The 26,596-nt window shown below is 69.3% G+C and carries 29 protein-coding genes; 15 read left to right on the plus strand and 14 right to left on the minus strand.

Going from position 1 to position 26,596, the window contains the following annotated elements:
- Positions 1 to 4: 4 nt before the first annotated feature.
- The gene (locus ACP96_RS00480; protein ID WP_080509922.1) at positions 5 to 853 is read right to left on the minus strand and encodes a universal stress protein; all 849 of its coding nucleotides are present in this window, start codon (positions 851 to 853) and stop codon (positions 5 to 7) included.
- Position 854: 1 nt separating this feature from the next.
- Positions 855 to 2,303, minus strand: a complete 1,449-nt coding sequence (locus tag ACP96_RS00485; protein ID WP_050031709.1) for an APC family permease — start codon at positions 2,301 to 2,303, stop codon at positions 855 to 857.
- Between the two features lie 102 nt (positions 2,304 to 2,405).
- Between ACP96_RS00485 and hisB the strand changes: the two genes are divergently transcribed.
- The 4 genes from hisB to ACP96_RS00510 all read left to right on the plus strand — a co-directional run bounded on the left by hisB (position 2,406) and on the right by ACP96_RS00510 (position 7,174).
- Positions 2,406 to 3,002, plus strand: coding sequence for an imidazoleglycerol-phosphate dehydratase HisB (gene hisB, locus ACP96_RS00490; protein ID WP_050024272.1), 597 nt, complete (start codon positions 2,406 to 2,408; stop codon positions 3,000 to 3,002).
- 73 nt (positions 3,003 to 3,075) lie between these two features.
- Positions 3,076 to 5,553, plus strand: a complete 2,478-nt coding sequence (locus ACP96_RS00495; RefSeq protein ID WP_050031710.1) for an ATP-dependent DNA helicase — start codon at positions 3,076 to 3,078, stop codon at positions 5,551 to 5,553.
- Entirely contained in the window at positions 5,550 to 6,128 is a 579-nt protein-coding gene (cgi121, locus tag ACP96_RS00500) for a KEOPS complex subunit Cgi121 (RefSeq protein WP_050024274.1), read from the plus strand. Before ACP96_RS00495 ends, cgi121 begins: the two co-directional genes overlap by 4 nt.
- Positions 6,129 to 6,565: 437 nt before the next feature.
- Positions 6,566 to 7,174: an IMP cyclohydrolase gene (locus ACP96_RS00510; protein WP_050024276.1), complete on the plus strand. Its 609-nt coding sequence runs from the start codon at positions 6,566 to 6,568 to the stop codon at positions 7,172 to 7,174.
- Between the two features lie 4 nt (positions 7,175 to 7,178).
- Here the strand turns inward: ACP96_RS00510 and ACP96_RS00515 are convergent, their stop codons facing one another.
- The 4 genes from ACP96_RS00515 to ACP96_RS00530 form a co-directional block, all read right to left on the minus strand.
- Positions 7,179 to 7,556, minus strand: a complete 378-nt coding sequence (locus ACP96_RS00515; protein ID WP_050024279.1) for a helix-turn-helix domain-containing protein — start codon at positions 7,554 to 7,556, stop codon at positions 7,179 to 7,181.
- A 70-nt stretch (positions 7,557 to 7,626) separates the two neighbouring features.
- Entirely contained in the window at positions 7,627 to 7,869 is a 243-nt protein-coding gene (locus ACP96_RS00520) for a hypothetical protein (RefSeq protein WP_050024280.1), read from the minus strand.
- 68 nt (positions 7,870 to 7,937) lie between these two features.
- A complete protein-coding gene (locus ACP96_RS00525; RefSeq protein WP_050024282.1) occupies positions 7,938 to 8,624 on the minus strand; it encodes a DUF5828 family protein in 687 nt (228 codons plus the stop codon).
- Between the two features lie 97 nt (positions 8,625 to 8,721).
- Complete coding sequence (locus tag ACP96_RS00530; protein ID WP_050031712.1) at positions 8,722 to 8,955, minus strand: hypothetical protein; 234 nt, start codon at positions 8,953 to 8,955, stop codon at positions 8,722 to 8,724.
- 148 nt (positions 8,956 to 9,103) lie between these two features.
- Between ACP96_RS00530 and ACP96_RS00535 the strand changes: the two genes are divergently transcribed.
- A complete protein-coding gene (locus ACP96_RS00535) occupies positions 9,104 to 9,484 on the plus strand; it encodes a cupin domain-containing protein (RefSeq protein WP_050031713.1) in 381 nt (126 codons plus the stop codon).
- Positions 9,477 to 10,109 (plus strand): hypothetical protein, encoded by a 633-nt coding sequence (locus tag ACP96_RS00540; RefSeq protein WP_050024286.1) that lies wholly within the window; start codon positions 9,477 to 9,479, stop codon positions 10,107 to 10,109. The genes ACP96_RS00535 and ACP96_RS00540 overlap by 8 nt, the downstream gene beginning before the upstream one ends.
- A gap of 53 nt (positions 10,110 to 10,162) precedes the next feature.
- On the opposite strand, the gene ACP96_RS00545 is transcribed toward ACP96_RS00540, so the two are convergent.
- The 4 genes from ACP96_RS00545 to ACP96_RS00560 form a co-directional block, all read right to left on the minus strand.
- Entirely contained in the window at positions 10,163 to 12,016 is a 1,854-nt protein-coding gene (locus ACP96_RS00545) for a carbon starvation CstA family protein (protein ID WP_050024289.1), read from the minus strand.
- 162 nt (positions 12,017 to 12,178) lie between these two features.
- Positions 12,179 to 13,156: an ArsA family ATPase gene (locus tag ACP96_RS00550; RefSeq protein ID WP_050024291.1), complete on the minus strand. Its 978-nt coding sequence runs from the start codon at positions 13,154 to 13,156 to the stop codon at positions 12,179 to 12,181.
- A complete protein-coding gene (locus ACP96_RS00555) occupies positions 13,156 to 13,452 on the minus strand; it encodes a hypothetical protein (RefSeq protein ID WP_050024293.1) in 297 nt (98 codons plus the stop codon). Before ACP96_RS00555 ends, ACP96_RS00550 begins: the two co-directional genes overlap by 1 nt.
- A gap of 60 nt (positions 13,453 to 13,512) precedes the next feature.
- Entirely contained in the window at positions 13,513 to 13,722 is a 210-nt protein-coding gene (locus ACP96_RS00560) for a hypothetical protein (RefSeq protein WP_050024295.1), read from the minus strand.
- A 155-nt stretch (positions 13,723 to 13,877) separates the two neighbouring features.
- Here ACP96_RS00560 and ACP96_RS00565 point away from each other — a divergent pair, with 155 nt between their 5' ends.
- The 7 genes from ACP96_RS00565 (at position 13,878) to ACP96_RS00595 (ending at position 18,774) form a co-directional block, all read left to right on the plus strand.
- Positions 13,878 to 15,140, plus strand: a complete 1,263-nt coding sequence (locus ACP96_RS00565) for a CobW family GTP-binding protein (RefSeq protein WP_050024298.1) — start codon at positions 13,878 to 13,880, stop codon at positions 15,138 to 15,140.
- 118 nt (positions 15,141 to 15,258) lie between these two features.
- On the plus strand, positions 15,259 to 15,474 hold the full coding sequence (locus ACP96_RS00570; protein ID WP_050031715.1) for a hypothetical protein: 216 nt from the start codon (positions 15,259 to 15,261) through the stop codon (positions 15,472 to 15,474).
- A 78-nt stretch (positions 15,475 to 15,552) separates the two neighbouring features.
- The gene (gene upp / locus ACP96_RS00575) at positions 15,553 to 16,230 is read left to right on the plus strand and encodes a uracil phosphoribosyltransferase (RefSeq protein WP_050024301.1); all 678 of its coding nucleotides are present in this window, start codon (positions 15,553 to 15,555) and stop codon (positions 16,228 to 16,230) included.
- Between the two features lie 103 nt (positions 16,231 to 16,333).
- Positions 16,334 to 16,552 carry a DUF7569 family protein gene (locus ACP96_RS00580; RefSeq protein WP_050024304.1) on the plus strand — a complete coding sequence of 73 codons (219 nt, stop codon included), beginning with the start codon at positions 16,334 to 16,336 and terminating at the stop codon, positions 16,550 to 16,552.
- A 90-nt stretch (positions 16,553 to 16,642) separates the two neighbouring features.
- A complete protein-coding gene (gene thrC / locus ACP96_RS00585) occupies positions 16,643 to 17,926 on the plus strand; it encodes a threonine synthase (RefSeq protein WP_050031716.1) in 1,284 nt (427 codons plus the stop codon).
- Between the two features lie 111 nt (positions 17,927 to 18,037).
- On the plus strand, positions 18,038 to 18,376 hold the full coding sequence (locus tag ACP96_RS00590; RefSeq protein WP_050024305.1) for an antitoxin VapB family protein: 339 nt from the start codon (positions 18,038 to 18,040) through the stop codon (positions 18,374 to 18,376).
- Positions 18,373 to 18,774, plus strand: a complete 402-nt coding sequence (locus tag ACP96_RS00595; RefSeq protein ID WP_050024307.1) for a type II toxin-antitoxin system VapC family toxin — start codon at positions 18,373 to 18,375, stop codon at positions 18,772 to 18,774. Before ACP96_RS00590 ends, ACP96_RS00595 begins: the two co-directional genes overlap by 4 nt.
- Before the next feature lie 71 nt (positions 18,775 to 18,845).
- Here ACP96_RS00595 and ACP96_RS00600 read toward each other — a convergent pair whose 3' ends face one another.
- From ACP96_RS00600 to serA, 3 genes are all read right to left on the minus strand, one after another.
- On the minus strand, positions 18,846 to 20,159 hold the full coding sequence (locus tag ACP96_RS00600) for a hydroxyacid-oxoacid transhydrogenase (protein WP_050031717.1): 1,314 nt from the start codon (positions 20,157 to 20,159) through the stop codon (positions 18,846 to 18,848).
- Entirely contained in the window at positions 20,156 to 20,962 is an 807-nt protein-coding gene (locus ACP96_RS00605) for an N-acyl homoserine lactonase family protein (protein ID WP_050024310.1), read from the minus strand. Before ACP96_RS00605 ends, ACP96_RS00600 begins: the two co-directional genes overlap by 4 nt.
- Before the next feature lie 189 nt (positions 20,963 to 21,151).
- Positions 21,152 to 22,756: a phosphoglycerate dehydrogenase gene (gene serA, locus ACP96_RS00610; protein WP_050031718.1), complete on the minus strand. Its 1,605-nt coding sequence runs from the start codon at positions 22,754 to 22,756 to the stop codon at positions 21,152 to 21,154.
- Between the two features lie 224 nt (positions 22,757 to 22,980).
- Between serA and ACP96_RS00615 the strand changes: the two genes are divergently transcribed.
- Both ACP96_RS00615 and ACP96_RS00620 read left to right on the plus strand, forming a co-directional pair.
- Positions 22,981 to 24,312 carry a hemolysin family protein gene (locus ACP96_RS00615; protein ID WP_050031719.1) on the plus strand — a complete coding sequence of 444 codons (1,332 nt, stop codon included), beginning with the start codon at positions 22,981 to 22,983 and terminating at the stop codon, positions 24,310 to 24,312.
- Between the two features lie 77 nt (positions 24,313 to 24,389).
- Positions 24,390 to 25,220 carry a DUF7504 family protein gene (locus tag ACP96_RS00620; protein WP_050024314.1) on the plus strand — a complete coding sequence of 277 codons (831 nt, stop codon included), beginning with the start codon at positions 24,390 to 24,392 and terminating at the stop codon, positions 25,218 to 25,220.
- A gap of 30 nt (positions 25,221 to 25,250) precedes the next feature.
- On the opposite strand, the gene ACP96_RS00625 is transcribed toward ACP96_RS00620, so the two are convergent.
- Positions 25,251 to 26,582, minus strand: coding sequence for a HEAT repeat domain-containing protein (locus tag ACP96_RS00625; protein ID WP_050031720.1), 1,332 nt, complete (start codon positions 26,580 to 26,582; stop codon positions 25,251 to 25,253).
- Positions 26,583 to 26,596 lie beyond the last annotated feature (14 nt).

The raw sequence follows: 26,596 nt of genomic DNA on the forward strand, positions 1-26,596 counted from the left end.
GTGGTTACTCCTCCGACTCCTCGTCGGCGTCCGTACGCTCCCGCTGAACGACGAGCACCGGGCCGAGGAACCGCTCCGCGACCTGTTCCGACGGCATTCCGAAGACGAACGTGGTGACCGAGGGGTCCGTCTCTCCCATGACGACCGCGTCATGCGTCTCGCCGAGCTCCGCGATCGCGTCGATGGGAGTCTGTTCAGACGGGGTTTCGACGAGAACGTCGATGGCGCCCGGCTCCATCCCGCGCTCGACGAGTTCGCTCCGCACCCCGTTCAACAGCGTCTCCGCGTCGTCTTCGGGCTCGCCTTCGCCGAGGATGTGGTACAGGGTGACACCGATATCAGTGCCGGCGAACAGCCCGGCGACAAGCCGCGTGTTTCGGCCGATACCGACGGTTCCGCGCACGGCGACGAGGACGGATTCGAGGCTCTCGACGCTATTCGGCACAAGCACCGCGAGAGAGTCGTACTCGTAGATGAGGCGGTCGATCGTGGTCTGTTCGTCGTGGGTAAAGACGAGCCGCGTCTCGACGGTCGCCCCCGTCTCGGTGAGCGTATCGGCGAAGCCGTTGAGCTTCGACATCGCTTTATCCCCGAACTGCTCGCGGGCCTGTTCGGTCGCCGTCTGATCGGGGAGCACGTGGTAGCCGAGCAGCACGACGTGCGCGTTCGCGAGGAGGTCCGGGACCCCAGCCGGGAGCGAGTCGCCCTCCAGCACTTCCAGCGGAACGAGGACCGTTGGGCGTTCGGGGGGCCGCTCCGAGTCGTCGCGCCCCGAAGTCCCGCTCTCGTCCGTGGGTCGTCCGCCGTCAGTCGTCGGCTGTTCGTCCGTCGTCGGCGTGTGTGTCAGTGTCATCTCAGAACTCACCCTTGAGATCAACGCCGGTCGCGTAGTAGCGGTACCACGCGTAGCTCAGCGCCATCACCACGAATCCGATAGCGATCGAGGCCGGCTGCATGAACGCGATGAGCGCGAAGCTCGCGAGCCCGCCGACCCCCGCGACGGCGAATCCGGCCGGACAGCGGAACGTCGGGGTGTACCAGTCGGGCCGCTCGCGGCGGAGCTGGATCAGGGCGACGCAGATCAGCCCGTACATCACGAGGTGGAGGAAGGAGGCGACCTCCGCGAGCAGTTCCACCTGCCCCGTCGCGGAGAGCACCACGATCGGGCCGCCCGCGAGCCCCAAGGCGACGTGCGGAGTGCCGTACTTGAGGTTGAGCCGGCTCGCCGCCTCGGGGATGAGTCCGTCGCGACTCACCGCGTACACCGCCCGCGAGGCGCTGAGGATCGAGGCGTTCGCGCTGGAGAAGGTCGCCAACAGCCCCGCGATGACGATGGCGAGCGCGCCGGGGAACCCGGCGAACTCGCGGGCGACCTCGACCATCGCCGTCTCGCCGAACTCGCCGAGGCGAGCGCTCCCGAACGCGCTCGTCGCGACGAAGATGGTGACGACGTAGAAGACGCCGACGACGATCACCGAGCCGACCATCGCCAGCGGGAGATTCCGGGAGGGCTCTTTGATGTCGCCGGCGACCGTCGCGACCTGCGCGAAGCCGAGGTAGGAGGTGAACACGAGCGCGGCGGTCTGCAGCACCGGAAGCGCCCCACCGGGCGGGAAGAAGCGTTCCGGCACGCTCTCGGACCCGAACACGCCGAGCGCGTCGAGGCTCCCGTAGCTCAAAAACAACGTGAGGATGACCAGAAGCACGATCACGATGCCGTTCTGCAGCGACGCCGTGTTCTCTGTCCCGAAGAGGCTGAGGACGGTCAGCCCGATTCCGAACGCGACGCCGAGCGGGACCGCCGGGTTAACCGGGAGGGCGATCCCGGCTTCGAGAAACACCTGCCCGGCGTAGCTGCCGAGCCCGACGAGGTAGAATGCGGCCGCGAACACGAGCCCGAGCCACAGCCCGAGCCCGACGATGGCGCCCGGGCCGGTTCCGAGCCCGCGCGAGATGAAGAAGTAGCCGCCGCCGCTGCGCGGCATCGCCGTGGCGAGTTCGGAGGTCGGCAGCGCGACCAACAGCGCGACCACCGCGCCGATCGCGAACGACAGCGCGGCCGCCGGGCCGGCGTTCTCGGCCGCGAGGCCCGGGAACACGAAGATCCCCGCGCCGATCATCGTCCCGATGCCGATCGCGAGGCCGCCGACGAGCCCGATCGTCCGTTCGAGCTCCCCCTCGCCGGTGTCGGCGTCGACGATGTCGCCGAGAGCGTCGGAGACCTCGACGCCGCCGGGCGACGGGTCCGGCTCGGGACCCGCCGGTGACGGGCCGGACCCGTCGGAGGGTTCTGTATCATCCATGCCGGGGGAGACGACTCGCGGAAGGGGCAAATATCCACCGGCGGTCGGGGCGCGGTCCGCCACACCCGCAATCCACTTACGAATCGCCCGCGACGGGCCGGTATGAGCGAGCACGACCGGACCGCGGCCGTCACCCGCGAGACGAGCGAGACGACGATCGAACTCACACTCGCGATCGACGGCGACGGCGACAGTGAGGTCGACACCGGGATCGGCTTCTACGACCACATGCTGGCGTCGTTCGCCAAACACGGCCTCTTCGACCTGACGGTCAACTGCAACGGCGACCTCGACATCGACGACCACCACACGGTCGAGGACGTGGCGATCTGCCTCGGCGAGGCGTTCGACGAGGCGCTCGGCGACAAGCGCGGCATCCGGCGGTACGCCGACCGACGGGTCCCCCTCGACGAGGCGGTCGCGAGCGTCGTCGTCGACGTCGCAGGCCGGCCCTACTACGAGTTCTCCGGAGAGTTCTCTCAGGAGTCGGTCGGGGAGTTCACCAGCGTCATGGCCGACCACTTCGCGCTGTCGTTGGCACAGAACGCCGGCCTGACGCTCCACGCCGAGATCGAGCGGGGCGACAACGCGCACCACGAGGTCGAGGCCCTTTTTAAGTCGCTCGCGCGGACGCTCGACGACGCAACGCGGCTCGACGAGCGTCGCAGCGACACGCCGAGCACGAAGGGCGAGCTGTAGCGGGGAGCGGCTGCCGAGGCGCACACGACGGCGTTCCGACGGTTTAAATCGGGTCGGGACCCACCCTCCGGTAATGCAACCGAGTTCGCTCTCCGGGCTCCCCGCGGGCGTCGGCGAGGCGCTCGAAGCGGAGGGCGTCGCAGAGCTGTACCCCCCACAGGAGGCCGCGGTCGAGGCCGGCGTCGTCGACGGCGAGAGCCTCGTCGCCGCGGTCCCGACCGCCTCCGGGAAGACCCTGATCGCCGAGCTCGCCATGCTCTCGTCGGTCGAGCGCGGCGGGAAGGCCTTATATATCGTCCCCCTGCGCGCGCTCGCCAGCGAGAAGAAGACCGAGTTCGAGCGCTGGGAGGAGTTCGGCGTCACGGTGGGCGTCTCCACCGGCAACTACGAGTCCGACGGCGAGTGGCTCGCCACGCGCGACATCATCGTCGCCACCTCGGAGAAGGTCGACTCGCTGATCCGCAACGGCGCGCCGTGGATCGACGACCTCACCTGCGTCGTGAGCGACGAAGTCCACCTCGTCGACGATCCGAACCGCGGCCCCACCCTCGAAGTGACCCTCGCGAAGCTCCGCAAGGTGAACCCCGGACTCCAGACGGTCGCGCTCTCGGCGACCGTCGGCAACGCCGACGTGATCGCCGAGTGGCTCGACGCAGAACTCGTCGAGTCCGACTGGCGGCCCATCGACCTCCGGATGGGCGTCCACTTCGGTAACGCCATCGACTTCGCAGACGGGAGCAAGTGCGAGGTGCCCGTCGAGCGCGGCGAGGACCAGACCGCCCGGCTCGTCGCCGACGCGCTCGACACCGAGGAGGACGGGCAAGGGGGCTCCTCGCTCGTCTTCGTCAACTCCCGGCGCAACGCCGAGTCCTCGGCCCGGAATCTCACCGACGTGACCGGGCCCAGACTCACCGACGACGAGCGCGATAAGCTCCGCGAGCTCGCCGACGAGATCCGGTCCGGCTCCGACACCGACACCGCGTCCGACCTCGCGGACGCGGTCGAGCAGGGGTCCGCCTTCCACCACGCGGGGCTCCGGAGCGAGGACCGCGCCCGCGTCGAGGACGCCTTCCGCGACCGGCTGATCAAGTGCATCTCGGCGACGCCGACGCTGGCCGCCGGCGTCAACACCCCTGCCCGCCGAGTGATCGTCCGCGACTGGCGCCGCTACGACGGTGAGTTCGGCGGGATGAAACCCCTCGACGTGCTCGAGGTCCACCAGATGTGCGGGCGCGCCGGCCGACCCGGACTAGACCCGTACGGGGAGGCGGTCCTACTCGCGAACGACGCCGACACGAAGGAGGAGCTGTTCGAGCGGTACCTCTGGGCCGATCCCGAGCCGGTCCGGTCGAAGCTCGCCGCCGAGCCCGCGCTCCGGACCCACGTGCTGGCCACCGTCGCCTCCGGCTTCGCCTCCACGCGCGACGGGTTGCTCTCCTTCCTCGACAACACCCTCTACGCGACTCAGACCGACGACGAGGGACGGCTCGCGGCCGTCACCGACACCGTCCTCGACTACCTCGCCGTCAATGACTTCATCGAGCGCGACCGCGACGGCGGGAGCGAGAGCCTGACCGCGACCGGCATCGGGCATACCGTCTCGCGGCTCTACCTCGACCCGATGAGCGCGGCCGAGATGATCGACGGGCTGCGGTCGGTCGCCGGGGACGCCGACGCCGCAAGTGCGGGCGCCGAGGGGGAGACCGGCGAGTTCGTCAGGACCGGGGACGACGACGGCGACGAGCCCGGATTCGGGACGTACGCGCGGCCGGGGGAGGAGGAGTCGGCCGAGGGCAAGAGAGAGGCGGACGAAGGGGAGACGGAGACGCCCGACGACTCCGACGCCTCAGTCCTCGAAGTCACCGCTCTCGGCCTCTATCACCTTATCAGCCGCACCCCCGACATGTACGAACTCTACCTGAAGTCGGGGGACCGCGAGGAGTACACCGAGCTCTGTTACGAGCGCGAGACCGAGTTCCTCGGCGACGTGCCCTCCGAGTACGAGGACGTGCGCTTCGAGGACTGGCTCGCGTCGCTGAAGACCGCCCGACTGCTGGAGGACTGGGCCGACGAGGTCGACGAGGACCGGATCACCGAGCGGTACGGTGTCGGTCCCGGCGACATCCGCGGGAAGGTCGACACCGCCGAGTGGCTCCTGCGCGCGGCCGAGACCCTCGCGCGCGACGTTGAGGGCGTCGACGGCGACGTCGTCGTCGCGGTCCGCGAGGCCCGGAAGCGCATCGAGTACGGCGTCCGCGAGGAGCTGCTCGATCTGGCCGGCGTCCGCAACGTCGGCCGGAAGCGCGCCCGGCGGCTGTTCGAGGCCGGGATCGAGACCCGCGCCGACCTCCGCGAGGCCGACAAGGCGGTCGTCCTCGGCGCGCTCCGCGGCCGCGAGCGCACCGCCGAGCGGATCCTCGAACACGCGGGTCGCGAGGACCCCTCGATGGACGACGTGCGGCCGGACAAGTCGGCCTCCGCGGCCGCGACCGCCGGCTCCGCGAGCGACGAGGACGGCGACGGTCAGGCGAGCCTGGGTGATTTCCGATGAGTGGTGAGTCCCACCCGACCCCGTTCCACCGCCTCGTCGCGGGCACCGCCGTCATCGACGACCTCGACGCGTTCCTCGCGTCGCTCGACGAGATCGCGGCAGAGACTGGCGCGGTCGTGCAGGCGTTCGACGCCGATTTCGTCGTCTCCGCCGCCCACCTCCGGGAGGCGACCCGCCTCGCCGCCCGCGCGATCGCCCGGGACGAGGCCGTCGCCCGCGATCCGGGCGTCGAGATCATGCTGTACGCGGCCGGTAGACGGCAGATCGATCGCGCGTTCGCGCTCGGCGTCGAGGAGGGCGAGGGGCGCGCGGTCGTCCTCGTCGCCGACTTCGGCGGGGTTCCGGGGGCGGACCGCCCCGACGCGGACCTCGACGCCGCCGTCGCGTCAGTGGAGGACCTGCTCGCGTCGCCGACGGGGTCCAACGGTGCCATCAACGAGGGGTCCGATCCCGCCTTCGACGCGAAACGCGTCCGAGAGTTCTACGACATCGGCGACCGCGAGATCGCGGCGACCGCCGGCGATCTCTCCGACATCGTCCGCGAACGCGTCGCGCTCCTCGACGTCGAAAAGTAGAATCCGAACCCCCTTGCTTCGATTGGAAAACGCCGTACGTGGCGGCGATATCGTTCCAGTAGAAATTCTGACTCCAACCGAAACGAAGGGTGACAGCGAGGGAGCGGGACGCGGCTCCGACGGCGGACAGATCGACGAGTCGGACGAGAATTGACCGGAGCGAACCGCGAGAATAGTCCATCCTGGATTCGAACCAGGGTCGTTGCCCCCAGAAGGCAACAGGATTGGCCACTACCCCAATGGACTGTGCGCACTCACCGATAGCCAGTGGGTCTTTGTAAGCGTTGCGCGTCGCCGGCCCTCTGTCACGAGTTCACAGGCGTTCGGGGAGGAAGCGGGGGCAGCCGAGGGGACGGACGCGGAGGAATCCCGCGATACCGATCGCCGAACGTGCGTATATCGATGCGCTTTAGCCGGTCGGATAGCCACGAGCCTGTATGTACGTCGGACGATTCGTCGTCGTCGCGCCCGGTATCGGCGCCTACCGCGTCTCCTCGCGCTCGTTCCCGAACCGCCGAGTGACCGACAGGGACGGAACGCTCACCGTCGGGCCCACCCCAGACGCGCCCGAGACGGACAACCCCTACGTCTCGTACAACTGCGCGCGCGCGGTCCACACACCGACCGACGAGCCGCTGGCCGTCGTCGGCAACGGCTCCCACGTCGACCCGATCGCGGAGAAGCTCGAACTGGGGTACCCCGCCCGCGACGCGCTGGCGACGCCCCTACTCGCGCTCGACTTCGAGAAGGACGACTACGACACCCCCCGTATCGCCGGCGTTGTCGGGAGCGAGACCGCGACGATCGGGGTCGTCCGCCGCGACGGGCTCGTCGTCGAGGCCGTCGAGGAGCCGACGATCGTGGCCACCTACGAGACGGACAGCCCCGAGCCGTACGCCCTCGCGGCCGCGGACGCCGAGACGTCCGACGCCGCGGCGGCCGCGACGGAAGTTCTCGACGCCGACTTCGAGCACCCGGTGTGCGCCGCGGGCGCGACCGTCGACGGCGACGGCGTGACGCTGGCGTTCGACAACGACGCGGAGTAGCGCGTTACTCCCGTTCGTCCGGGTCGAACGCGTCGATCGCGGCGTGAACGCCCTCCACCCACTCGTCCAAGGCGCCGTGGAGGCGCTCCTTCGCTTCCGGGACCGATATCGCGGTGTACTGGTAGACGTAGCCGCCCGAGTCGAGCAGCCGGCGGCGGCGCTCGACGAGCCCCTTCTCGCGCAGCGTCGACAGCGACCGATTCACGTTCGACCGGTCCCGGTCGAGGGTCTCGGCGAGCTCGGCGACGGTGCTCCCCGGATGATCGAGCAGCGTCAGGTACGTGCGGCTCTCGTGGTCCCGGACGCCGAACACGCAGGAGAGCACGTGATCGAAGGAGGGAGACACGTCGCCGACGAGGTCCTCGATCTCGGGGTCGCTCATGGGCGCCGTTCGGCGGCGGTCGGGTTAAAAGTCGCCATCCGCTCGGCGCTCGATCGGCGGCCGCCGACGCTCAGTCGTCGCCTGCGGCGTATCCCATCCGGCGAACGCAGCCGCGCATCCCCGACTCGTCGCTGTGGCGGTGGAGGTTCGTCGGCGTGTCGCAGTGGTAGGTCTCCCCGTCGTACCGGAGCACGACCTCGTGGTCGCCGCCGGCGACTTCGACGTCGACGAGGATCCGTTGCCCGTCGTTGAGGGCGTCGATGATCTCGTCGACCGACAGCTCGCCGGCCGCCACTCGGAGTACCTCGGCCATTGTCGTGCGTTCGGGGCTCCGCGAGTTAAGTTCGACGTGTTCGCGTCGGCGGTGGAGCGAAATCGGAGTCAGGTCATCGTTGAGTCCGGACCGCCCTCCTTCTCCGGCGGCTCGATCCCCTCGGCGGCGGCCACGTCCTCGGTCCGTTTCTCGGCCTCGACGTGCCAACGGTCAATCTCCGACTCGTAGTCGGCGAGGATGTCGCTCACCTCGGCTTTCAGCTCGTCGTCGTTGACGTTCACCTCGAAGACGAACGTCTCGCCGTCCTCGCCGCGGCCGACCTCTTGGATGTTGGCGCTGACGAGCTCGTTGTCGAAGTAGTACGGCGCCATCTGCGTCATCACCTTCCGGTACACCGTGTCCTCGACCTTCCGGAGCGCCTTGCGGCTCGCGGAGTCGGCCGCGCGGGCGACGTGACCGATCGACTCGCCCCAGCTCTCCATCGCGCTCTCCGTGTCGTTCTCCTCGACTTTCTCGTAGGACTCGGTGAGCTTCTCGCCGGCCGTCTGGAGGTCCTCGCCGGGCGACTGCCCGGCCTGTTCGCCCTCCCCCTCGCCGACGGACGCCTGCTCGGCGGTCTTCTCTGACACGTCCTCGTCGATGCGCTCGTGAGACTTCGGGCGCCAGTCGTCGAACTCGTGGAACGCGTCGCCGTCGGCGCCGGTCTCTCGAAGGGCCAGAGCGATCCGTTCGCCGTGTTCGACCGCGTCGCCCCAGTCCCCGCGCACCTTGAAGCCGGAGATGCTCTCTTCCATCGTGTTGCACCCTATAAGAAACGAACGCGTATAAGTCTCTCCGACTTGACGTAAGCCGGCGCACGCCCCGATCGTTTCATGGGCGGCGAGCCTCGGCCTATTTCCCGTACGCGAGCCGGCGACCGAGCGCGTCGATCCGGTCTTTGAGGTCGCTGAGAAATCCCCCCGGCGAGACCCGGCGGAACGACGACTCGTCGACCTCGATTCGCTCGCCGGCGAAGGGGTCGTGATCGGTGCGCTCCTCGGAGTCCTTGTCGCCGTTCACCGCGCCGACGACGGTCGACATCGAGCACCGACCGCACGCCTCCGCTTGGATCTCTTCGTCAGTCATAGACGTATTCTTCCCGGACGTTCGTGTCTGATCGTCTTAAAACCCGGGCTCGGAGCCGTTACGGTGGATTCTCGGGAGCGACCACGGTGCGGAAACCGGCCGACACCGGCCCGATGCGCTTTTCAATCGGACCATGGAATGAGTTCACATGGGATACCGCGTCGTCGACACGGACTCGGTGGAGCCGAAGCCCGACCGCCCCTGCGAGTGCCGGAAGCTCTCCAAGCCGGGCGGGCTCGATGCCGCGGCGATCAACCGATTCCGCGCCGAGCCGGGCGAGCAGCTCCCGCTCGCGTATCACTACCACGAGACTCAACAGGAGGCGTTCTACGTGCTCAGCGGGACGCTCTCGGTGGAGACGCCGGACGAGACCTACGAGGTCCCCGCGGACGACCTGTTCGTCGTCGATCCCGAGAGCCCGCAGCGAGCGTACAACCCGGCCGACGCCGACGGTCCCGTGACCGCGCTCGCGATCGGCGCGCCGCCGGCCGACGACGACGCGGTCGCCTACGACCCGGACGATGAGTGACGCCGCCGGCGGCGGGGGCGACGGCCGCCGCGACCCCGAGGAGCTGCCGTCCGAGATTCGCGAGGCGGTCCCCGACTACGACGACGAGTACCTCGACCGCGTCTCCGACCGACTGATGTACAGCTACGACCTCGACGCCGACGTCGTCGTCGACGGCGAACGCTTCGATCTCACCGCCGAGATGCGGATGCGCAACCAGAAGCAGTTCCTCCACCCCGCGCTGAGCTACGCGGACCACGACGTGATGGAGTACGTCTTCGCTCGTCGGGTGTCGACGCCGAGCGTCGGCGAGTTAGAGCGGCTCGCGGAGTTCGCCCACGGCGTCGCCGACGACCGGGTCGAGGGGAACGAACAGCACTACGGCACCGACATCACGGTCGTGCTCGTCGGCGACCGGATCCCGGAGGCCGTCGCCGAGTTCGTCGACGGGTTCCGGGACCGGACGCTGCTGAAGTTCGGCTACTACGGCCACTACGAGGTGAACCTCATCGTCGTCGCGCCCGACGAAGAGCGGCTCGTCGCCAGCGAGGCCGCGGACAGCGCCGAAGCCCTCCGGCTGTGGGAGCCGGTCGAGAAGCCGGACGAGGGGATCTTCTCGAAGTTCGCGAAGCGGTTCTGGCGCTGATCGAGGCGAAAATAGTTGTTAAAACGAAGCGGTGCCGCGGAGCGGCGTCGCCGTCAGTCGTCGCTCGGCTCCGCCGCGGGCGCGTCGCCGCCGCGGACCGTTCTGAGGTTCCCGACCCCGATCCGGACGAGCGACAGGGCGATGTAGATCAGCGCCAGTCCGAGGAGCATCTGCGCCACGGACGAGAGCTGCGCGCCGAGCGTCCCGGCGCCGCCCTGTATCAGGTTGACGTAGAGGTTGTTGTACAGCGCGACCCACGTCAGCCCGAGCACAGTGATGGTCACCATGACCGCCATCGGGACGCCGGTGGAGACGAGCTGCTTGGACTCGTCCCAGTTGGCGAGCCACACGGTCGCCGTCAGCAGCGCGAGCGCCGCAAGCAGCTGGTTCGCGCCGCCGAACAGCCCCCAGAGCGTCTGCCACTGCCCCGAGATGACGAGCACGTACGCGATACCGATCTGGATGACCGGGTTCGTGTACCGGCCGCGGGCGGCCGCCCCGATCCCCCCCGAGAGCCCGGAGACGGTCATACCGTCGTCCATGCCGACGATCTCCTCCATCATGTACCGACCCAGTCGCACGGCGGTGTCGGTGGAGGTGAGCAGGAAGCTCACCAGGACGAGCGCCATGAACACACTCCCGATGGCCTCCGGGATCCCGAAGCTGGTGAGGATGATCCCGCCGCCGGTCGCGAAGTTCGGCAGCGCGCCGCCGATGCCGCCGCCGGCGGCGTCACCGGCGAAACCGGCGACCGCGAGCGTCGACAGCGCGAGGGCGCCGAGCAGCCCCTCGCCGAGCATCCCGCCGTAGCCGATCAGGCGGGCGTCGCTCTCCTTGTTGAGCTGTTTCGAGGTCGTCCCCGAGGAGACGAGCGAGTGGAACCCGCTGATCGTCCCGCAGGCGATAGTGATGAAGAGCAGCGGGAACAGCGGGAACAGCCCCGCCGCCTCGATGCCCCAGAAGCCCTCGAAGACGCCGATCGAGGAGTCGATAACGAGCGGCTGGCTCGATGTGGAGAAGATCGTACCCACGATGATCGCCAGCACGCCACCGCCGACCCCGGTGTACAGCAGGAACGACGAGAGGTAGTCGCGCGGCTGGAGCAGCACCCAGACGGGGAGCGCGCTCGCGATACCGGCGTACACCATCACGATCGGGATCCAGGCGGCGGTGTTGCCGCCGAGCGCCGCCGCGCCGGGGACCCAACTGCCCGTGCTCCCGCTGAACAGCACGAACGTCCCCGCGTCGTGACTCCCCTCAGCGAGTGCGAACAGCGCGAACGGGTACTGGATGCCGACCCAGACGCCGGCGAACACGCCGGCGACGAACAGGATCGTCCCCGGGACGAACGGGCCGTTGAGCTGGTAGAGGTAGACCCCGAAGACGAGCGCGAGCGCCACGTACACGGTGCTTGCGGTCGTGACCTCCGGGAACGCGTTGAACACGATCCCGACGACCAGTGCGAACACCGCGACGACGAGGATGATCGTGAGGAACGCGAACCACAGCAGCAGGTTCTTCCCCCGTTCCCCGACGTACTGCCCCACGATGTACCCGATCGAGCGACCCTCGTGGCGGATCGAACTCGACAGCGAGATGAAGTCGTGGACGGCGCCCATCAGCGGGTTTCCGATCGCGATCCACAGCATCGCCGGGACCCACCCCCAGATGGCCCCCGCGGTGATCGGACCGACGATCGGCGCGCCGCCTGCGATGCTCGAGAAGTGATGCCCCAGCAGTACCGGTTTCTTCGACGGTACGTACTCCTGACCGTCCTCGTACTTGTGCGCCGGCGTCTCGCGCTCGTCGTCGAGTTCGACGAACCGCGAGAGGTACCGCGAGTACCCCATGTATCCGACGGTGAACGTTCCGAGAACGGCGACCATAATCCAAATTACACTTGTCATGAGTTCCCCTGCCTCACGAGACCGGTTCGGAAAGAGCGTATTAAATATTGGCTTCGACCGTGATAGATAGGCGATCGATCCGATCGAATCACCCGACTGGAAGCCGTACGTCGATTAGTTTCTCCAGCTCGCGTGTTGATTTCGCTGTTCGGATTTCGGTTCTTACTCGCGCGCACTCACGGGTTCCCCCGTCTCGACGTCGAGCGCGGCCGCGACATCGGAGAGCACGTCTCCGCGAACCTCTCGCGTTCGCGACTCGATCTCGGCGACCAGCGGCGGGTCGAACTCCTCGCGGACCTGATCGAGCCGCTCGCGTTCGGTCGCGATTTTCTCACGGAGATAGGTGGCCCCGCGTCCCTCCTCGTCGTCGTCCGGCGACGGGGTGAGCTTGTTCGCGACGAGCCCGCGGACGCGCAGGTCGCGCTCGGTGAACCCCTCGATCGCCCGACCAGTCTCGTTGACCGACAGCTGATCGGGGTTCAACACGAGGAAGAAGGCGGCGTCGTTCCGCATCGTGTCGCCGGCGAACTCGAAGAACTCCTTGCGGCGGTGGAGCCGCTCCAAGACGGGGTCGCCGTCCATCAGGCGCCGCGGCTCCATGTCGCCGATCGCGGCCTTCTCGAACAGGTCGATCGACTGCTTGCGCTTGTACAGCAGGCGGTCGATCCAGTCGCCGAGAAAGTCGGGGAGCCCGAGCAGCCGCAGCGTCGACCCGGTCGGCGCGGTGTCGAAGACGACGCGGTCGTACGGCTCGCTCTCCTCGCGCATCACGCCCACGAACGCGTCGAAGAGGGCGGCCTCGTACGCGCCCGGCGTCCCGTGCGACATCTCCAGCTGCCGGTTGATCTCCGAGACCATCGCCGCCGACACCTGCTCGGAGAGCCCCTCGCGGATCTCCTGGAGGTGCCGCTGCATCTCGTCTTCGGGGTCGATCTCCATCGCGTCGAGCCCGTCGACGCCGTCGACCGACTCGGGGTCGTCGCCAAACTGTTGGTCGAACACGTCGGATACGGAGTGCGCCGGATCGGTCGAGACGACGAGCGTGCGAAGCCCCGCGTCGGCGCAACGATACGCGTACGCACAGGAGACGGTCGTTTTGCCGACTCCGCCCTTCCCGCCGAAGAAGACGAACTGCTCCATCAGAAGTGGTACTGCTGGCCTTTCCGCTCGATCAGGCTCTCGCGGTCCCACAGCCGACGTTCCCACGCCTCGAACTCGTCTTCGAGGTAGGGGAGCAGCTCGGCGGTGTAGTACGAGACCGGCGAAGGGATCCCGAAGGCGTCGGGGAAACACGCGAGCATGAACTCGTCTTCCGCGTCCTCGGCCTCCTTCTCGATCTTCTCGTAGGCCGGATGAGTTATCATCCCGTGGTACAGCCCCCGGAGCCACTCCTCAAACGCGGCCCGAAAGGCGGCGATCCGATCGGCTACTGTCATGATTCATCGTGATACGCGGGCGCGGTAAAAGCTGTCGCGGAGCCGCGACCGCCGCGCCGATTAGGCCGAGTTGCCGTCCGCGGCGAGCTCGCCCTGCGGCTCCTCGGCGTCGTTGCCCTCGTCCTCGCCGAGCTCCGGCCGATCGTCGCCGGGACTCGGCGTGTGGACGCTGTTACCGAGCGCGCCCCAGACGAGATACAGCATCGCGATGACCATGAGCAGTGTCATGACCGTCGCGACGATCCCCACTACCGACACGTACTGGAACATGGTGCGCGGTCCGCGGGCGCGACGTATCAACGTATCGGCTTCTAGCGGACGAGAGGCGCGACGGTCGCCGACGCGGACGGAGCGGTCGGCGCGGCACCGGCGACCGCGACCGCTTCCGCCGCCGACTTGAAGGGAACCGCCGACCGAGCGACCCCATGGACGACCGGATCCCGGTGACCGTGCTCTCGGGGAGCCTCGGCGCGGGCAAGACGACCCTGTTGAATCACCTCCTGCGGAACGCCGGCGACCGCGACATCGCGGTACTCGTCAACGACATGGGCGACGTGAACGTCGACGCGGAGCTGATCGCCGAGGAGTCCGAGGTCGACGTCGACGGCGTCACGGAGCTGTCGAACGGCTGTATCTGCTGTGAGCTGCAAGACGACCTCGAAACGGCGGTGGTGCGGCTCGCGAACGAGCGCTCCTTCGACGCCCTGGTCGTCGAGTCCTCGGGGATCTCCGAGCCCGCGCCGGTCGCGCGGCTGTTCACGACCGAGTCGCGCGCGGCGGCCCGATACCGGGTCGACGCGCTGGTGACCGTGATCGACACGCGGCAGTTCCTCGACGCCTTCGCGGGCGACGACGTCCCCGAACGCCGCGTCGATCCAAACGATGACGAGGAGGACGCCCGCCCTCTCTCGGACCTCCTCGTCGAGCAGATCGAGGTGTCGAACCTCGTGGTGTGCAACAAGGCGGACCTCTGTACCGACACGGAGATGGACGAGGCGCTCGATCTCGTGGGCGCGCTCCAGCCCGACGCGGAGACGGTGGTCACGGAGTTCTCCGCGGTCGACCCGGACCGGATCTTCGGCGTCGGACTGTTCGACGCGAGCGAGCTCGGCGACCTGCCGGGGTGGAAGCGGGCGCTGGCCGAGGGGCGCGAAGACCACGCACACGAGACCGACGGGGACGACCACGGCCACGACGGCCACGCCGACCACGCCCACCGCCACCCCGACGAGGTGTACGGCGTCACCTCCTTCACCTACCGCCGCCGGCGACCATTCCATCCGGACCGGCTCGCCGCCGTCCTCCGCGACCTCCCGGACGACGTGGTCCGCTCGAAGGGGGCGCTGTGGGTCGCGGGCACGGACCAGCGCCAGCAGGTCGGGCAGGCCGGGCGGTCGGTCCGCGTCGAGGCGCTCGGCCCGTGGATCGCGAGCCTCCCGGCCGTCGAGCGCGACATGCTGCGCTCGAACCGCCCGGACCTCGACTGGGACGACGAGCACGGCGACCGCCTGACGGAGTACGTCGTCATCGGGACCGGCATCGACGAGGCGGCGATCCGCAGGGAGCTCGACGGCGCGCTCGTCACCGACGAGGAGTGGGAAGCCCTCGAGGCCGACGACGCCGAGATCGACGGGAACCTCTCCTTCCCGACCGAGCAGGGCGAGGAGCTTACGCTCCGCGAACCTTAAAAATGGGTCGAGAGCCGTGTAAGAGGGAGTCGAAGGGACGGGCCGGCGTCGAGGGACGGTGCGCGGCGGACGAGCCGCACGGACAAGAGCTAAGTGCCGGTCTCCCGCGGGCTTCCCTATGAGCGAGGAGTCGAAGGGGATCCGCGAGGGCGTCGAGGAGTCGAAGGGCGACCCGCGGCTGGTCCTCCTGTTGAACGCGGTCCTGTCCGCGTGGTTCGCGTGGGTCGTCGTCTGGGGGCTCGACCGCCTCGGCGTGACCGCGCTCAACACGGCGAACGTCGGGACGCTCGCGCTGATCATCTTCGGGGTGACGTACCTCGCCGTGTTGCGGTGAGTCGGTCGCCGGCGACGGACGACGCCGAACCGGCGAGTTTCGCCATCTTTTAACTCGAACGCGGCTCTTCTCTCGACAATGACGATCGAAGACCGCGACGACGCGCACCTCATCACGCACGCGCTGGCAAAGGACACCCTCTCGCGGCTCCGCGACGTCGAGACCGAACAGGTCGCGTTCCGGAAGGGACTCGTGAAGCTCGGTCGGATCTGCGGCTACGAGGTCATCGACGGCGCGATGGAGACGGAGTACGTCCCCGTCCAGACGCCGCTCCAGGAGACCACCGGCGAGCGCGTGAAGGGCCTCGACGACGTGGTCATCATCAACGTCCTCCGGGCGGCCACCCCGTTCGTCGAGGGGCTCCTCAAGGCGTTCCCGCGGGCGAAGCAGGGCGTCATCTCCGCCGGCCGCGACGAGGAGGCCGGGATGACCGACGAGGGGGAGTTCCCGATCACCATCGACTACGTGAAGCTGCCCGAGATCCGGCCCGACGACACCGTGATCGTCGCGGACCCGATGCTCGCCACCGGGTCGACGATGTGCGCCGTCCTCGACCACGTCCTCGACGAGGCCGACGACTTCGAGGACCTGTTCGTCCTCTCGGCGGTCTCCGCGCCCGAAGGGCTCGTCCGCGTGAGCGAGTCGGTGCCCGAGGCCGACCTGCTGACGGTCGCTATCGACGACCGCCTCGACGACGACGGGTTCATCCTCCCCGGACTCGGGGACGCCGGCGACCGCGCGTTCCGAACGGTCTGAGGCGAACCGGGCACCGACCACCGCGATCGACCGCGCGGACGCCCCGCTCGCCGTCGACGCGCCGCCGACGTACTTTTAAGAGCCGCCAGCGCGACCGATCCGTATGAGCGACGCGCCGACGACCGAGCCCTGCGACGGCTGCGGCGACCCCACCACGGACGCGCTCGCGCGCACCGTCCGGTTGAGCGTCGACCGGGCGAACATCGACACCCAGCGACTCTGTCCCGACTGTTTCGCCGATTGGATCCAGCGCTACCAGGACCGGTTCGGCTCCGGCCCCGACGGCGGCGACAGCGGTAGCTCCGAGATCATCGTGGACTGAGCGGTCGGGGGCCGCTGGCCCTCTCGATCCACACGGCAACGTCCGTCCCGACCGCCCGTCTTAAGCCGCGGCGGGACGGACAATGACGTAATGGATCTCGCCATCGACGCCCCGGCCCCGGCGGCGCCCGACTGCGCCGACGACGGGACGTGGCTCGCCTGCATCGCGTGCGACGAGACGTTCGCTCCCTTCGAGGCGGTCCGGTACACCTGCGACGAATGCGACGGCCTGCTGGAGGTGCGCTACGCCGACCCGCCGACCTTCGAGGAGTTCGGCGCGGGCGCGCCCTCCGAGGGGCCCGACCGCGGCGTCTGGCGCTACCGCGAGGCGCTCCCCTTCGACCTCGGCGTGACGCTCCCCGAGGGCGACACCCCGCTCCACCGCGTCCCCCGGATCGAGGAGTCGGTCGGCGTCGACGCGCTCCGGATCAAACACGAGGGGATGAACCCCACCGGCTCGTTCAAGGACCGCGGGATGACGGTGGGCGTCCGGGTCGCCGAGGAGCTGGGCGTCGGCGCGCTCGCCTGCGCCTCCACCGGCAACACCTCCGCCGCGCTCGCGGCCTACGGCGGCCGCGGCGGGATGGAGACGCTCGTGCTCCTCCCGGAGGGGAAGGTCGCCGCGGGGAAGATCGCGCAGGCGAGCCTCCACGGCGCCCGCATCCTCGAAGTCGACGGCAACTTCGACGCCTGCCTCGACATCGTCCAAGAACTCGCCGCCCGCGGCGAGGCGTACCTGCTCAACTCGCTGAACCCGTTCCGCTTAGAGGGACAGAAGACGATCGGCTTCGAGATACTGGAGGAGTTCCGCGACGACTACGGCGCCTTCCCGGACCGGATCGTCCTCCCCGTCGGCAACGCGGGCAACACCTCGGCGCTTTATAAAGCGTTCCGCGAACTGGTCCAATCGGGCGCGCTCGCTGTCGACGAGGTCCCCAAGCTGACCGGCGTGCAGGCCGCGGGCGCCGCGCCGATGGTCGAGGCGATCGAGGAGGGGAACGACGAGGTGCGGCGCTGGGAGGAGGTGGAGACGCGCGCGACCGCGATCCGGATCGGCAACCCGGTCAACGCGCCGAAGGCGCTCCCCGGCATCCGGAACACCGGCGGCACCGCCGTCGCCGTCAGCGACGACGAGATCACCGACGCGCAGCGCGACCTCGCCGAGGAGGGCGTCGGCGTCGAGCCGGCGTCCGCCGCGAGCCTCGCCGGGCTCAGGAAGCTCCGTCGCGAGGGCGTCGTCGAGGACGACGAGCAGGTCGTCTGCCTGACGACGGGCCACCTCTTAAAGGACCCCGACGCCGCCTACGAGGCCGGCGGCGACCCCGAACCGGTCCCGAACGACGTGGACGCAGTCGTCGAGCACCTGCGCGACTGATCGGTCGTCCGCGCGGGCGTTTCTCCTCTCACGTTTCTCTCTACTCGCGTCACTCTCCCTCCTTCCGTCGCCGCTACTCTTTACATACGCAAACACGTACACAAGCCCGAGATGCCCACCAAGACGATCGGGGTTCGCGAGGAGGTGTACGAGCGGCTCCGCGCTCGGAAGCGCGACGACGAGAGCTTTACCGATCTCATCGATCGCCTGATCGACGAGAGCGAGGGCGACTGGCGCGACGGATTCGGATCGCTGTCGACCGAGGAGGCTGACTCGCTTCGAGAGGCCGCGGCCGCCTCGCGGGAGCGCTTCGACGAGTCGGCGGGAGACCGACAGACCGCAGCGATCGATCGGTTGGCGGGCTCCTCCGGCGACGACCAGTCGGGCGACGAGGGTCGGACGGACGACGGCGCTGACACCGACGACGCCGACGGCGGGAGGTCGGCGTGACGCGGTACCTGCTCGACACCACGTTTCTCATCGACTACTTAGACGGCTCCGACGGTGTCCGACGGTTCCTCGAAGCACACGAGGACGGCGAGTTCGCGACGACCGCGATGAACTACAAAGAAGTCGCCGTCGGCCTCCGTCTCGACGACTCGTTCGACCCGGAGCGGCTCGCGTCCGCGTTCGGGTGGCTCGACGTGGTCCCGGTCGGGAGCGACCACGCCCTCGCGGCGAGCGCCTTCGAGGCGGAGCTGTACCGCTCCGACAACCACACGCGACGGGCAGTCGACGCGGCGGCCGCCGATCTGCTCATCGCCGGGGTCGCCGACGCCGAGGGCATGACCGTCGTCACCCGGAACGTCGACGACTTCGAGCGGTTCGTCCCGGTCACCGAGTACTGAGCGCCGCGTGCCGATCGACGTATACCGATCGCCGCGTCCCGATCACCCGCGCTCGATCGGTCCGAGATTCGTCACTCCCAGTTGTGCAGCGCGTCCTGGAACACCTCCTCCACGTCCTCCTTCGTCACGGGCCGCGGGTTACACCGGAGCAGCCGCTGCTGACTCTCGACGGTGCTCTGGGCGAGCGCGCCGGTGTCGTCGACGGTGACCCCCGCGAGTTCGTTGAGCCCGCTCGGGAGCACGTTGAGGTCGCGCTGGAGCCGCACGAACTCCTCGCGGGCCTCGTCGGCGGCCTCGCGGGTGCTCATCCCGGAGGTGTCGGCGCCGAGCATCTCCGCCACCTTCGCGAACCGCGGCGGGTCGCTCGCGACGTTGTAGCCGAGGGTGCTGGCGGGCGTGAGCGCCGCGATCGTCTCCCCGTGGTACGTGTGGTAGTTGTTGCCGACGGGATACGCCATGGCGTGCGCGAGGCTCGCGCCCGCGGTGAGGCCCGCGATCGCGCCGAACAGCGCGCCCTTCAGCATCGCGCCGCGCGCCTCGATGTCGTCGCCGTTGTTGACGACGCGGCGCACGTTCGACGAGAGGAGGTCGATCGCCTTCTCGCTGAACATCTCGGTGAAGCCGGTCCGCCCGGCGTAGACGGGGCGGTCGGCGGGGTTCTCGGGGCGCAGCAGATCGTCGTAGCGGTGGGTGGTGTACCCCTCGATCGCGTGGCCGAGCGCGTCCATCGCGGTCTTCGCCGTGAGGTCCGGCGGCAGCGTGGTGGTGAGCGTCGGGTCGAGCACCGCGGCGTCGGCGCGGACGTGCGGGCTGGAGATCCCCTCCTTGATGTTCTTCTCCGGCACTGAGAGGATCGCCACCGGCGAGATCTCCGACCCCGTGCCCGCGGTCGTCGGGAGCAGGATCAGCGGCGCGCCGGACTCGGTGAGGTCCTCGCCCGCGCCCGTCGGCGCGGCCACGTAGTCGAGCACGTCGCCGCCGTTCGCGATGACGGCGCGGGTCGCCTTCGCGGTGTCCATGCAGCTTCCGCCGCCCAGCCCGAGGTAGAAGTCGTACCCGTCGTCGCCCATCTCCTCGCGGACGAACGCGATGCACTCCCCGACCGCCTCGACGCTCGGCTCGCGCTCGACGCCGTCGTACACGTCGACGTCGAGGCCGTCCGCCGCCAGTTCGTCCGCGACGCGGTCGGCGTGGCCCAGCGAGACGAGGTCCGGGTCGGTGACGATCAGCCCGCGCTCGTCGCCGTCGAGCCCGAGTTGCCCGAGCTGGTAACCCAGTTCGTCGGCCGCGCCCGCGCCGACGCGGACCGCCGGCATCTGGACCTCCCAGACGGTCTCGGGCGAGAGCTCGTGCGGCTCGGCGGAGACGGAGCGCTCGTAGCTCACACCCCCCACCCCGGCTGGATCGCCTCGAACTGCTCGGGGTCGTGCCCGAACACGACCTCGGCGTCGTGGCGGCGCTCCAGCTCGCGGATCCGGCTCATGCTCTCGGCCCACTCGGTTTTCCCCCACACGAGGGGCCCGCCGAGCGGCGTCCCCGCCTCGTAGTTCTCGTCCATGTACACCTGATCGCCGGTGAACACGACGGTGCCCTCGGCGTCGAGGTGGATCACGGAGCCGGTGAGTCCGGGGGTGTGTCCGGGGAACCGGACGAACTCCAGGTCGGTGAAGTGTTCCTCGCGGTCGCGGTGAAGAATCTGCCAGTTCAGGTCGTGATCGAAATCCTCGAGGACGTACGCGCCGCTCCCCTCGTCTGTCTTCGCGCTGTAGTAGGCGAACTTGAACTCCTCCTCGTGGACGTAGACCGGCGTGTCGGTGCCCGCGAAGAACTCCAGCCCGCCGGCGTGGTCGAGGTGGAGGTGGCTCTGGAACACCGCGTCGATGTCGTCGATGGAGTAGCCCGCCGCCTCCAGGTCGTCGTCGAGGCGGTGCTCGCTCGCGTCGTGCGGGTAGAAGGCCTGCACGAGCCCCTCGGGCCAGTGGCCGTCGGCGGCGTCGTGGTGCGAGCCCGTGTCCCAGAGGACCGTCGCCTCGGGATGGTCGATGATGAGATTCCACACCGGGATCTCGTCGTACTCGGTGTCGGGGTTCGGCTCGTCGTGACTCCCGATCGTGTTCGCCTCCATCATGTAGTTCATGTCGCAGTACAACCCGCCGCGATCGATGACGTGGACCTCAGCGTCTACCATACGGCCGGACATCCATCATGAATATTCATAAACATGATCCCGGAACGGATTTCCGTCTCTCCGGCGCGCCGAGCGATATCGCGGCGCCGGGGCTCCGCGTTTCCGTCGAATCGTCGATTCGAGAAGGGCTTTGACTCCGGTCGTTCGGGCCGCGACACGCTCAGCGCGGGCCGCAGTGCGAGGAGGTCGCTACTCCGCCGGCCGCTCGTCGGCCTCGTCCAGCGTGATCTCGGTGACCTCGACGATCCGGTCGTCGGCGAGCAGGTCCTCGACGACCTCGTCGGGCACGTCCTGATCGAGGTTGTAGACGGTGAGCGCCTCGCCACCCTGCGTCTCGCGGGCGTTGTACATCCCGGCGATGTTCACGTCGTGGTCGCCGAGGACGGTCCCGATGAGCCCGATGACGCCCGGCTCGTCGGTGTTGCGCGCGACGAGCATGTGACCGTACGGGACCGCGTCGACGCGGAACCCGTCGATCCGGACGATCCGCGGGTCCTCGCCCGCGAACAGGGTCCCCTCGACCGCGATCGAGTCCTCGCCGTTGTGGACGGTGACGCGCACCAAGCTCTGGAAGTCGTCGGTCTGACGGGTCTTCGACTCGGTCACCTCGATGCCGCGCTCCTCGGCGAGCCGGGGCGCGTTCACCGCGTTCACCTGCCACTCCAGCGGCTCGAAGACGCCCTTCAGTGCGCTCGCGGTGACGAGCTCCACGTCCTCCTCGGCGATGTCGCCCTCGTAGGTCGCCTCCACCTCCGTGATCCGGCCGTCGAGCAGCTGCGCGGCGACCTTGCCGGCGGTCTCCGCCACGGCGATGTACGGCTTGATCCGGGGGAACGCCGTCTCGTCGACCGAGGGCGCGTTGAGCGCCGTCAGGACGGGCTCGTCGTCGAACGCCGCGAGCACCGCCTCCGCGGTGTCGACCGCGACGTTCTCCTGTGCGGCCTCCGTCGAGGCGCCGAGGTGCGGCGTCACGACGATCTCATCGACGTCGAGCAGCGGCGAGTCCCGCGAGAGCGGCTCCTCGGCGAACGAGTCGAGCGCGGCGCCCGCAAGGACGCCGTCGTCGACGGCCTCCGCGAGCGCGTCCTCGTCGACGATGCCGCCGCGGGCGCAGTTGATGAGGTAGCCCCCCTCGAGCTGCGCCAGTTCGTCCTCGCCGATCATCCCCTCGGTCTCGGGGAGGAGGGGCGTGTGGATCGTCGCGAAGTCGCCGCGCGCGAGCGCCTCGTGGAGGTCCTCGACGAGCTCGGCACCGAGCCGGTCCGCGCGCTCCTCGGAGATGTACGGGTCGTAGACGACCAGATCCATCCCGAGCGAGTCGAGTCGCTTGGCGACCTCTTGGCCGACGCGACCGAGGCCGACGATGGTGAGCGTCTTGTTGTTGACCTCGGTGCCGAGGAACTCGCCCTTCGCCCACTCGCCGCCGACGAGGCGCCCGTGCGCCTGCGGGATCGAGCGCGCGACGGCGAACGTCATGGCGACCGTGTGCTCGGCGGCGGCCCGGACGTTCCCGTCCGGCGCGTTGGCGACGATGACGCCGTGGTCGGTGGCGGCCTCGATGTCGATGTTGTCGACGCCGATGCCGGCGCGCCCGACGATGACGAGATCGGAGGCGGCCTCGAAGACCGCCTCGTTCACGTCGGTCCCGGAGCGAACGATCAGCGCGTTGGCGTCGCTCACCGCGTCGAGCAGGGCGTCGCCCTCGACGTCGTAGTCCGTTTCGACCTCGTGGCCGGCGTCTCGGAGTCGGTCCAACCCCGCGTCCGCGATGGGGTCGGTCACGAGTACCTTCATGGGCGGTTTCACCGGCGGCGTGAGGTTAACCCTTTCCTCATCGCTCCGTTTTGCCGCCCCTAGCGATCCTCGATCTCGGATTATATCTCTTTTATTTCGAGTGAAAACCACTCGTTCGTGGGTACCGATCGTCCGGTTCGAATATCACCGTTCTTCGGGGTCGAGAATAGTCCGGACCGCGCCGCCGGCGGTACTGCCTTTTATATCCGGACGCTTGGTCGGGTATGGACATCACGGTCGCGCTCGCCGGCGTGGGCGCAATCCTCGTGTTGACGGGGATAAGCGCCTTCTTCTCCAGCTCGGAACTCGCCGTCTTCTCGGTTCCGACCCACCGCGTCGACTCGTTGCTCGCCGCCGACGTTCCCGGCGCGCGGGCGCTGTCGACGCTTCGGGAGGACTCGCATCGCTTCCTCGTCACCGCCCTCGTGAGCAACAACGTCGCCAACATCGCGGCCGCGTCGGTCGCGACCGCGGTGTTCGTGCGGTTCGGCTTCTCGGGGGGCGAGGCGGCCACGGGGTCGACAGTCGTCACGAGCGTGTTCGTCATCGTCTTCGGCGAGATCGCCCCGAAGTCGTACGCGGTGGCGAACGCCGAGAAGCACGCCCTCCGCGTCTCCCGTCCCGTGGTCGCGCTCCAGCGCGTCATGCGGCCCGTGCTGTACGTGTTCGAGGCGCTCTCCGGCGTCGTCAACCGGTTCACCGGCGGCGAGTCCGACATCGAGTCGTACCTCACGCGCGAGGAGATCGAGACGCTCGTGCTCTCGGGCGAGGCGGCGGGCGCGCTCGACGCGGACGAGGGCGCGATGATCCGCGGCGTCCTCGACTTGGAGTCGACCCGCGTGTCCGCGGTGATGGTCCCCCGGACCGACATGGTCGCGCTGCCCGACACCGCCACGCCCGCCGAGGCGGTCTCGACCGCCGCCGCGGAGGGCGTCACGCGCATGCCGGTGTACGGCGAGAACCGCGACGACGTGGTCGGCGTCGTCGACCTGCGCGACGCGGTCACCGCCGACGAGCGGGGAGAGCCCCTCGCGAGCGCGCTCCGCGAGCCGATCTTCGTCCCGGAGACGCAGGCCGTCGACGAGCTGTTCGCGGCGATGCGGTCGAGCGACCTCCGGCTGGCCGTCGTCGTCGACGAGTTCGGCGCGGTGGCGGGGATCGTGACCTTGGAGGACGTGGTCGAGGAGGTCGTCGGCGAGCTGGTCGGACGGTGGGAGACCGACCACGTCGACGTGGTCGCGCCCGACGCCGCGGTCGCGCGGGGATGGACCACCGTCGCGCACCTCAACGAGACACTCGGGCTGGCGCTCCCGATCGACGGGGGCGCAGAGACCGTCGCGGGGCTGATCACGCAGCACCTCGGGCGGGTCCCGGCCGAAGGCGATCAGATCGAGATCGGCGACGTGACGCTCGCGGTCACGGGCGCGACCGCGACGCGGGTGACCCGGGTGCGGGTCGAGCATCCGGGAGCCGGAGCCGGAAGCGACGCTGAGTCGGAGACCGGAGCCGGAAGCGACGCTGAGTCGGAGACCGGAGTCGGCGGCGACGGCGAGTGAGCCGACCGAGTCGTCGGTTTCTCGTAACACAACATACATATCTGTCCGACTGAATCTGACAGTATACGTTCTCGATCATGATGGCTCGATGGGGGTGCGACCGGTGTGGGTTCGTCGCGTGGACGCCGGACCGGGCGTCGATGCGCGAGGTCACCGGCTCGCACCTGCTGGCGCATCACTCGGAGGCCGTCAGTCGCTCCGACTTCCGAACGACGTGGGACTGCCCGTACTGCGCGACCGCGAAGACCGCCTACGACACCGACGACGCGGTCGAGGAGTTCAAGACGCACCTCCACGAGCACGTCGCCGACCGGATCGAGGAGGGCGTTCACGTCGGCGAGCGCGTCTCGTGGGACGGGACGGTCCAGGTCGCCGCACCGGTCGACAGCGCGGACGCGGACGCGCTCCGCGCGCACTTCCACGACGGCGGCGACCTGGTGATCGCGGTCACGGCGAGTCCGGAGCGCACCGTCCGGCTGCTCCACGACGAGCTGGAGGCGTGGCCGCGCCGAACCGTCGTCGTCAGCACGGAGGCGTACCCGTTCGAGAAGGCGCCGGACCTCGACTTCTCCGAGATCCCCATCGAGGTCGTCGAACTGGACCCCCGCCTCGGGCCGGACGAACTCGGCGAGACGGTGTCGCGGATCATCGACGCCAACCGGGTCGCGGGCGACGTGATCTCGCTGGAGGTGAGCGTGTTCCACGAGATCGTGCGCTCGTTCGACCTCCAGACCGCCTGCGACTTCGTCCGAATGCTCTCGGCCCGGCTCGACGACGACGGCGGCGTCCTCCAGCTGTACGTCGACGCCGACGCGGACCCGAACGTCTCGACGGTGCTGAACTTCCTCGACGACGAGATCGATCTGAAGGTCGCGGCGGAGGACGGGCGGTTCGTGCGCCGCGGGTGAGGGAACCGTCCGCCCGACCGGTCGGCCCCGCTACTTCGCGTGTTTCTCCGTGTAGTCCGCCGGCCGCCGCACGTAGACGTACTCGATGGACCGGTCCGCGGCCGACGCCGCCGTCTGTCGCTTGAGCCGTTTGAGGACCGACCGCGCGCGCTCTCTCGCGTCCGGGTCGGCCTCGTCGTCGCCGGCGAGCGCGCGGACCGCCCCTGCGAGGTCCGGCGCGTCGAGCCGCGGCAGGTAGGCGGCGGCGATGTCGGCGGCGTGCGGGTCGTCGTGTGCGAGCGCGTCGAGCAGCCACGGAACGGCCTCATCTCCCGGGCCAGACCCCGCCTCCCCGTGCTCGACGAGCTCGCAGCACAGCCACATCGCGTGTCGCTCGGTCGGCGGGGTGACGCGGTCCGACGGCTCGCCCGACGCGACCTCGTAGAACAGTCGCGTGACCGTGCGGTCGTCGCCTCTGTCGCTTCCCGCGTCGCTCCGGGCGGCGCGGTCAGCGAGCAGCCGCTCGCGGACGTCTCGGCCCCGAACGGCGTCGCCCTCCGCGACGAGTCGCGCCAGCGACGCCGCGGCGGCGCGTCGCACCGCGGGCGAGGGGTCCCGAACCGCGTCGAGGAGGATCTCCGCCGACTCGGGGCGGTCCAGTCGGTGAAGGCGTTCGACGACGGTCCTCCGGAGCCGGTTCCCGCCGTCGTCGGCCGCGGTCGCCAGCAGGTCCGTCGCGTCGGGCGTGCCGATCGACACCAAGGCGTCGACGGCGGCACGCCGGACGAGGGCGTTGGGGGTTCCCAACAGCGGTCGGAGCGGAGCGATCTGTTTGCCGCCGAGAGCCGCGTACGACCGCACCGCCCGGGCTCGCACCCGCGCGTCGGTGTCATCGAACGCGTCGCGGAGCCGGGCCGTCGCGTCCGGGGTCTCCGCATTCGACGGCGCCGACGCGGACGACGCCGCGTCAGAGCCGCCCCGCGTGTCCGAGGGGTCAACCGCACCCAGTCCGGTCGCGCCGACCATCCGGTAGGCCGCGTTGTCGCTCGTCAACCACCGGACAAAGACGGTTCGGGGGTCGGAAGCGCTGTCGCGACGCCGAACCGCGGCCGCGATCCGCGAAACGAGCTCCTCGACGTACCGGTCGCCGTGGAAGTACAGCGCGTCGATCGCCTCCGCGCGCACCCTCGGGTCGTCGTCGGTGAGCACGACGCGGAGCAGCCGATCGACGATCCGGCGCTCGCTACCCCGCATCGAACTCGACGGGTTCCCGAGCGCCTCGACGCCTTCCAGTCGAGTGGCCGCGTCGTTGCTCTCGTCGAGCAGCGCGAACGCCTGCGGGCGCTCGCCGCCGCTCGGGTCCGAACGCGAGTCGTCAGCCATCTGTCACCGGCTCG

This window comes from Halorubrum halophilum, from assembly GCF_000739595.1.
Classification (GTDB): domain Archaea; phylum Halobacteriota; class Halobacteria; order Halobacteriales; family Haloferacaceae; genus Halorubrum; species Halorubrum halophilum.

Bases quoted from the DNA above. Each gene is read 5' to 3' on its own strand.
- ACP96_RS00480 (WP_080509922.1), bottom strand. From the start codon at position 853: ATGACACTGACACACACGCCGACGACGGACGAACAGCCGACGACTGAC.
- ACP96_RS00485 (WP_050031709.1), bottom strand. From the start codon at position 2,303: ATGGATGATACAGAACCCTCCGACGGGTCCGGCCCGTCACCGGCGGGT.
- hisB (WP_050024272.1), top strand. From the start codon at position 2,406: ATGAGCGAGCACGACCGGACCGCGGCCGTCACCCGCGAGACGAGCGAG.
- ACP96_RS00495 (WP_050031710.1), top strand. From the start codon at position 3,076: ATGCAACCGAGTTCGCTCTCCGGGCTCCCCGCGGGCGTCGGCGAGGCG.
- cgi121 (WP_050024274.1), top strand. From the start codon at position 5,550: ATGAGTGGTGAGTCCCACCCGACCCCGTTCCACCGCCTCGTCGCGGGC.
- ACP96_RS00510 (WP_050024276.1), top strand. From the start codon at position 6,566: ATGTACGTCGGACGATTCGTCGTCGTCGCGCCCGGTATCGGCGCCTAC.
- ACP96_RS00515 (WP_050024279.1), bottom strand. From the start codon at position 7,556: ATGAGCGACCCCGAGATCGAGGACCTCGTCGGCGACGTGTCTCCCTCC.
- ACP96_RS00520 (WP_050024280.1), bottom strand. From the start codon at position 7,869: ATGGCCGAGGTACTCCGAGTGGCGGCCGGCGAGCTGTCGGTCGACGAG.
- ACP96_RS00525 (WP_050024282.1), bottom strand. From the start codon at position 8,624: ATGGAAGAGAGCATCTCCGGCTTCAAGGTGCGCGGGGACTGGGGCGAC.
- ACP96_RS00530 (WP_050031712.1), bottom strand. From the start codon at position 8,955: ATGACTGACGAAGAGATCCAAGCGGAGGCGTGCGGTCGGTGCTCGATG.
- ACP96_RS00535 (WP_050031713.1), top strand. From the start codon at position 9,104: ATGGGATACCGCGTCGTCGACACGGACTCGGTGGAGCCGAAGCCCGAC.
- ACP96_RS00540 (WP_050024286.1), top strand. From the start codon at position 9,477: ATGAGTGACGCCGCCGGCGGCGGGGGCGACGGCCGCCGCGACCCCGAG.
- ACP96_RS00545 (WP_050024289.1), bottom strand. From the start codon at position 12,016: ATGACAAGTGTAATTTGGATTATGGTCGCCGTTCTCGGAACGTTCACC.
- ACP96_RS00550 (WP_050024291.1), bottom strand. From the start codon at position 13,156: ATGGAGCAGTTCGTCTTCTTCGGCGGGAAGGGCGGAGTCGGCAAAACG.
- ACP96_RS00555 (WP_050024293.1), bottom strand. From the start codon at position 13,452: ATGACAGTAGCCGATCGGATCGCCGCCTTTCGGGCCGCGTTTGAGGAG.
- ACP96_RS00560 (WP_050024295.1), bottom strand. From the start codon at position 13,722: ATGTTCCAGTACGTGTCGGTAGTGGGGATCGTCGCGACGGTCATGACA.
- ACP96_RS00565 (WP_050024298.1), top strand. From the start codon at position 13,878: ATGGACGACCGGATCCCGGTGACCGTGCTCTCGGGGAGCCTCGGCGCG.
- ACP96_RS00570 (WP_050031715.1), top strand. From the start codon at position 15,259: ATGAGCGAGGAGTCGAAGGGGATCCGCGAGGGCGTCGAGGAGTCGAAG.
- upp (WP_050024301.1), top strand. From the start codon at position 15,553: ATGACGATCGAAGACCGCGACGACGCGCACCTCATCACGCACGCGCTG.
- ACP96_RS00580 (WP_050024304.1), top strand. From the start codon at position 16,334: ATGAGCGACGCGCCGACGACCGAGCCCTGCGACGGCTGCGGCGACCCC.
- thrC (WP_050031716.1), top strand. From the start codon at position 16,643: ATGGATCTCGCCATCGACGCCCCGGCCCCGGCGGCGCCCGACTGCGCC.
- ACP96_RS00590 (WP_050024305.1), top strand. From the start codon at position 18,038: ATGCCCACCAAGACGATCGGGGTTCGCGAGGAGGTGTACGAGCGGCTC.
- ACP96_RS00605 (WP_050024310.1), bottom strand. From the start codon at position 20,962: ATGGTAGACGCTGAGGTCCACGTCATCGATCGCGGCGGGTTGTACTGC.
- serA (WP_050031718.1), bottom strand. From the start codon at position 22,756: ATGAAGGTACTCGTGACCGACCCCATCGCGGACGCGGGGTTGGACCGA.
- ACP96_RS00615 (WP_050031719.1), top strand. From the start codon at position 22,981: ATGGACATCACGGTCGCGCTCGCCGGCGTGGGCGCAATCCTCGTGTTG.
- ACP96_RS00620 (WP_050024314.1), top strand. From the start codon at position 24,390: ATGATGGCTCGATGGGGGTGCGACCGGTGTGGGTTCGTCGCGTGGACG.
- ACP96_RS00625 (WP_050031720.1), bottom strand. From the start codon at position 26,582: ATGGCTGACGACTCGCGTTCGGACCCGAGCGGCGGCGAGCGCCCGCAG.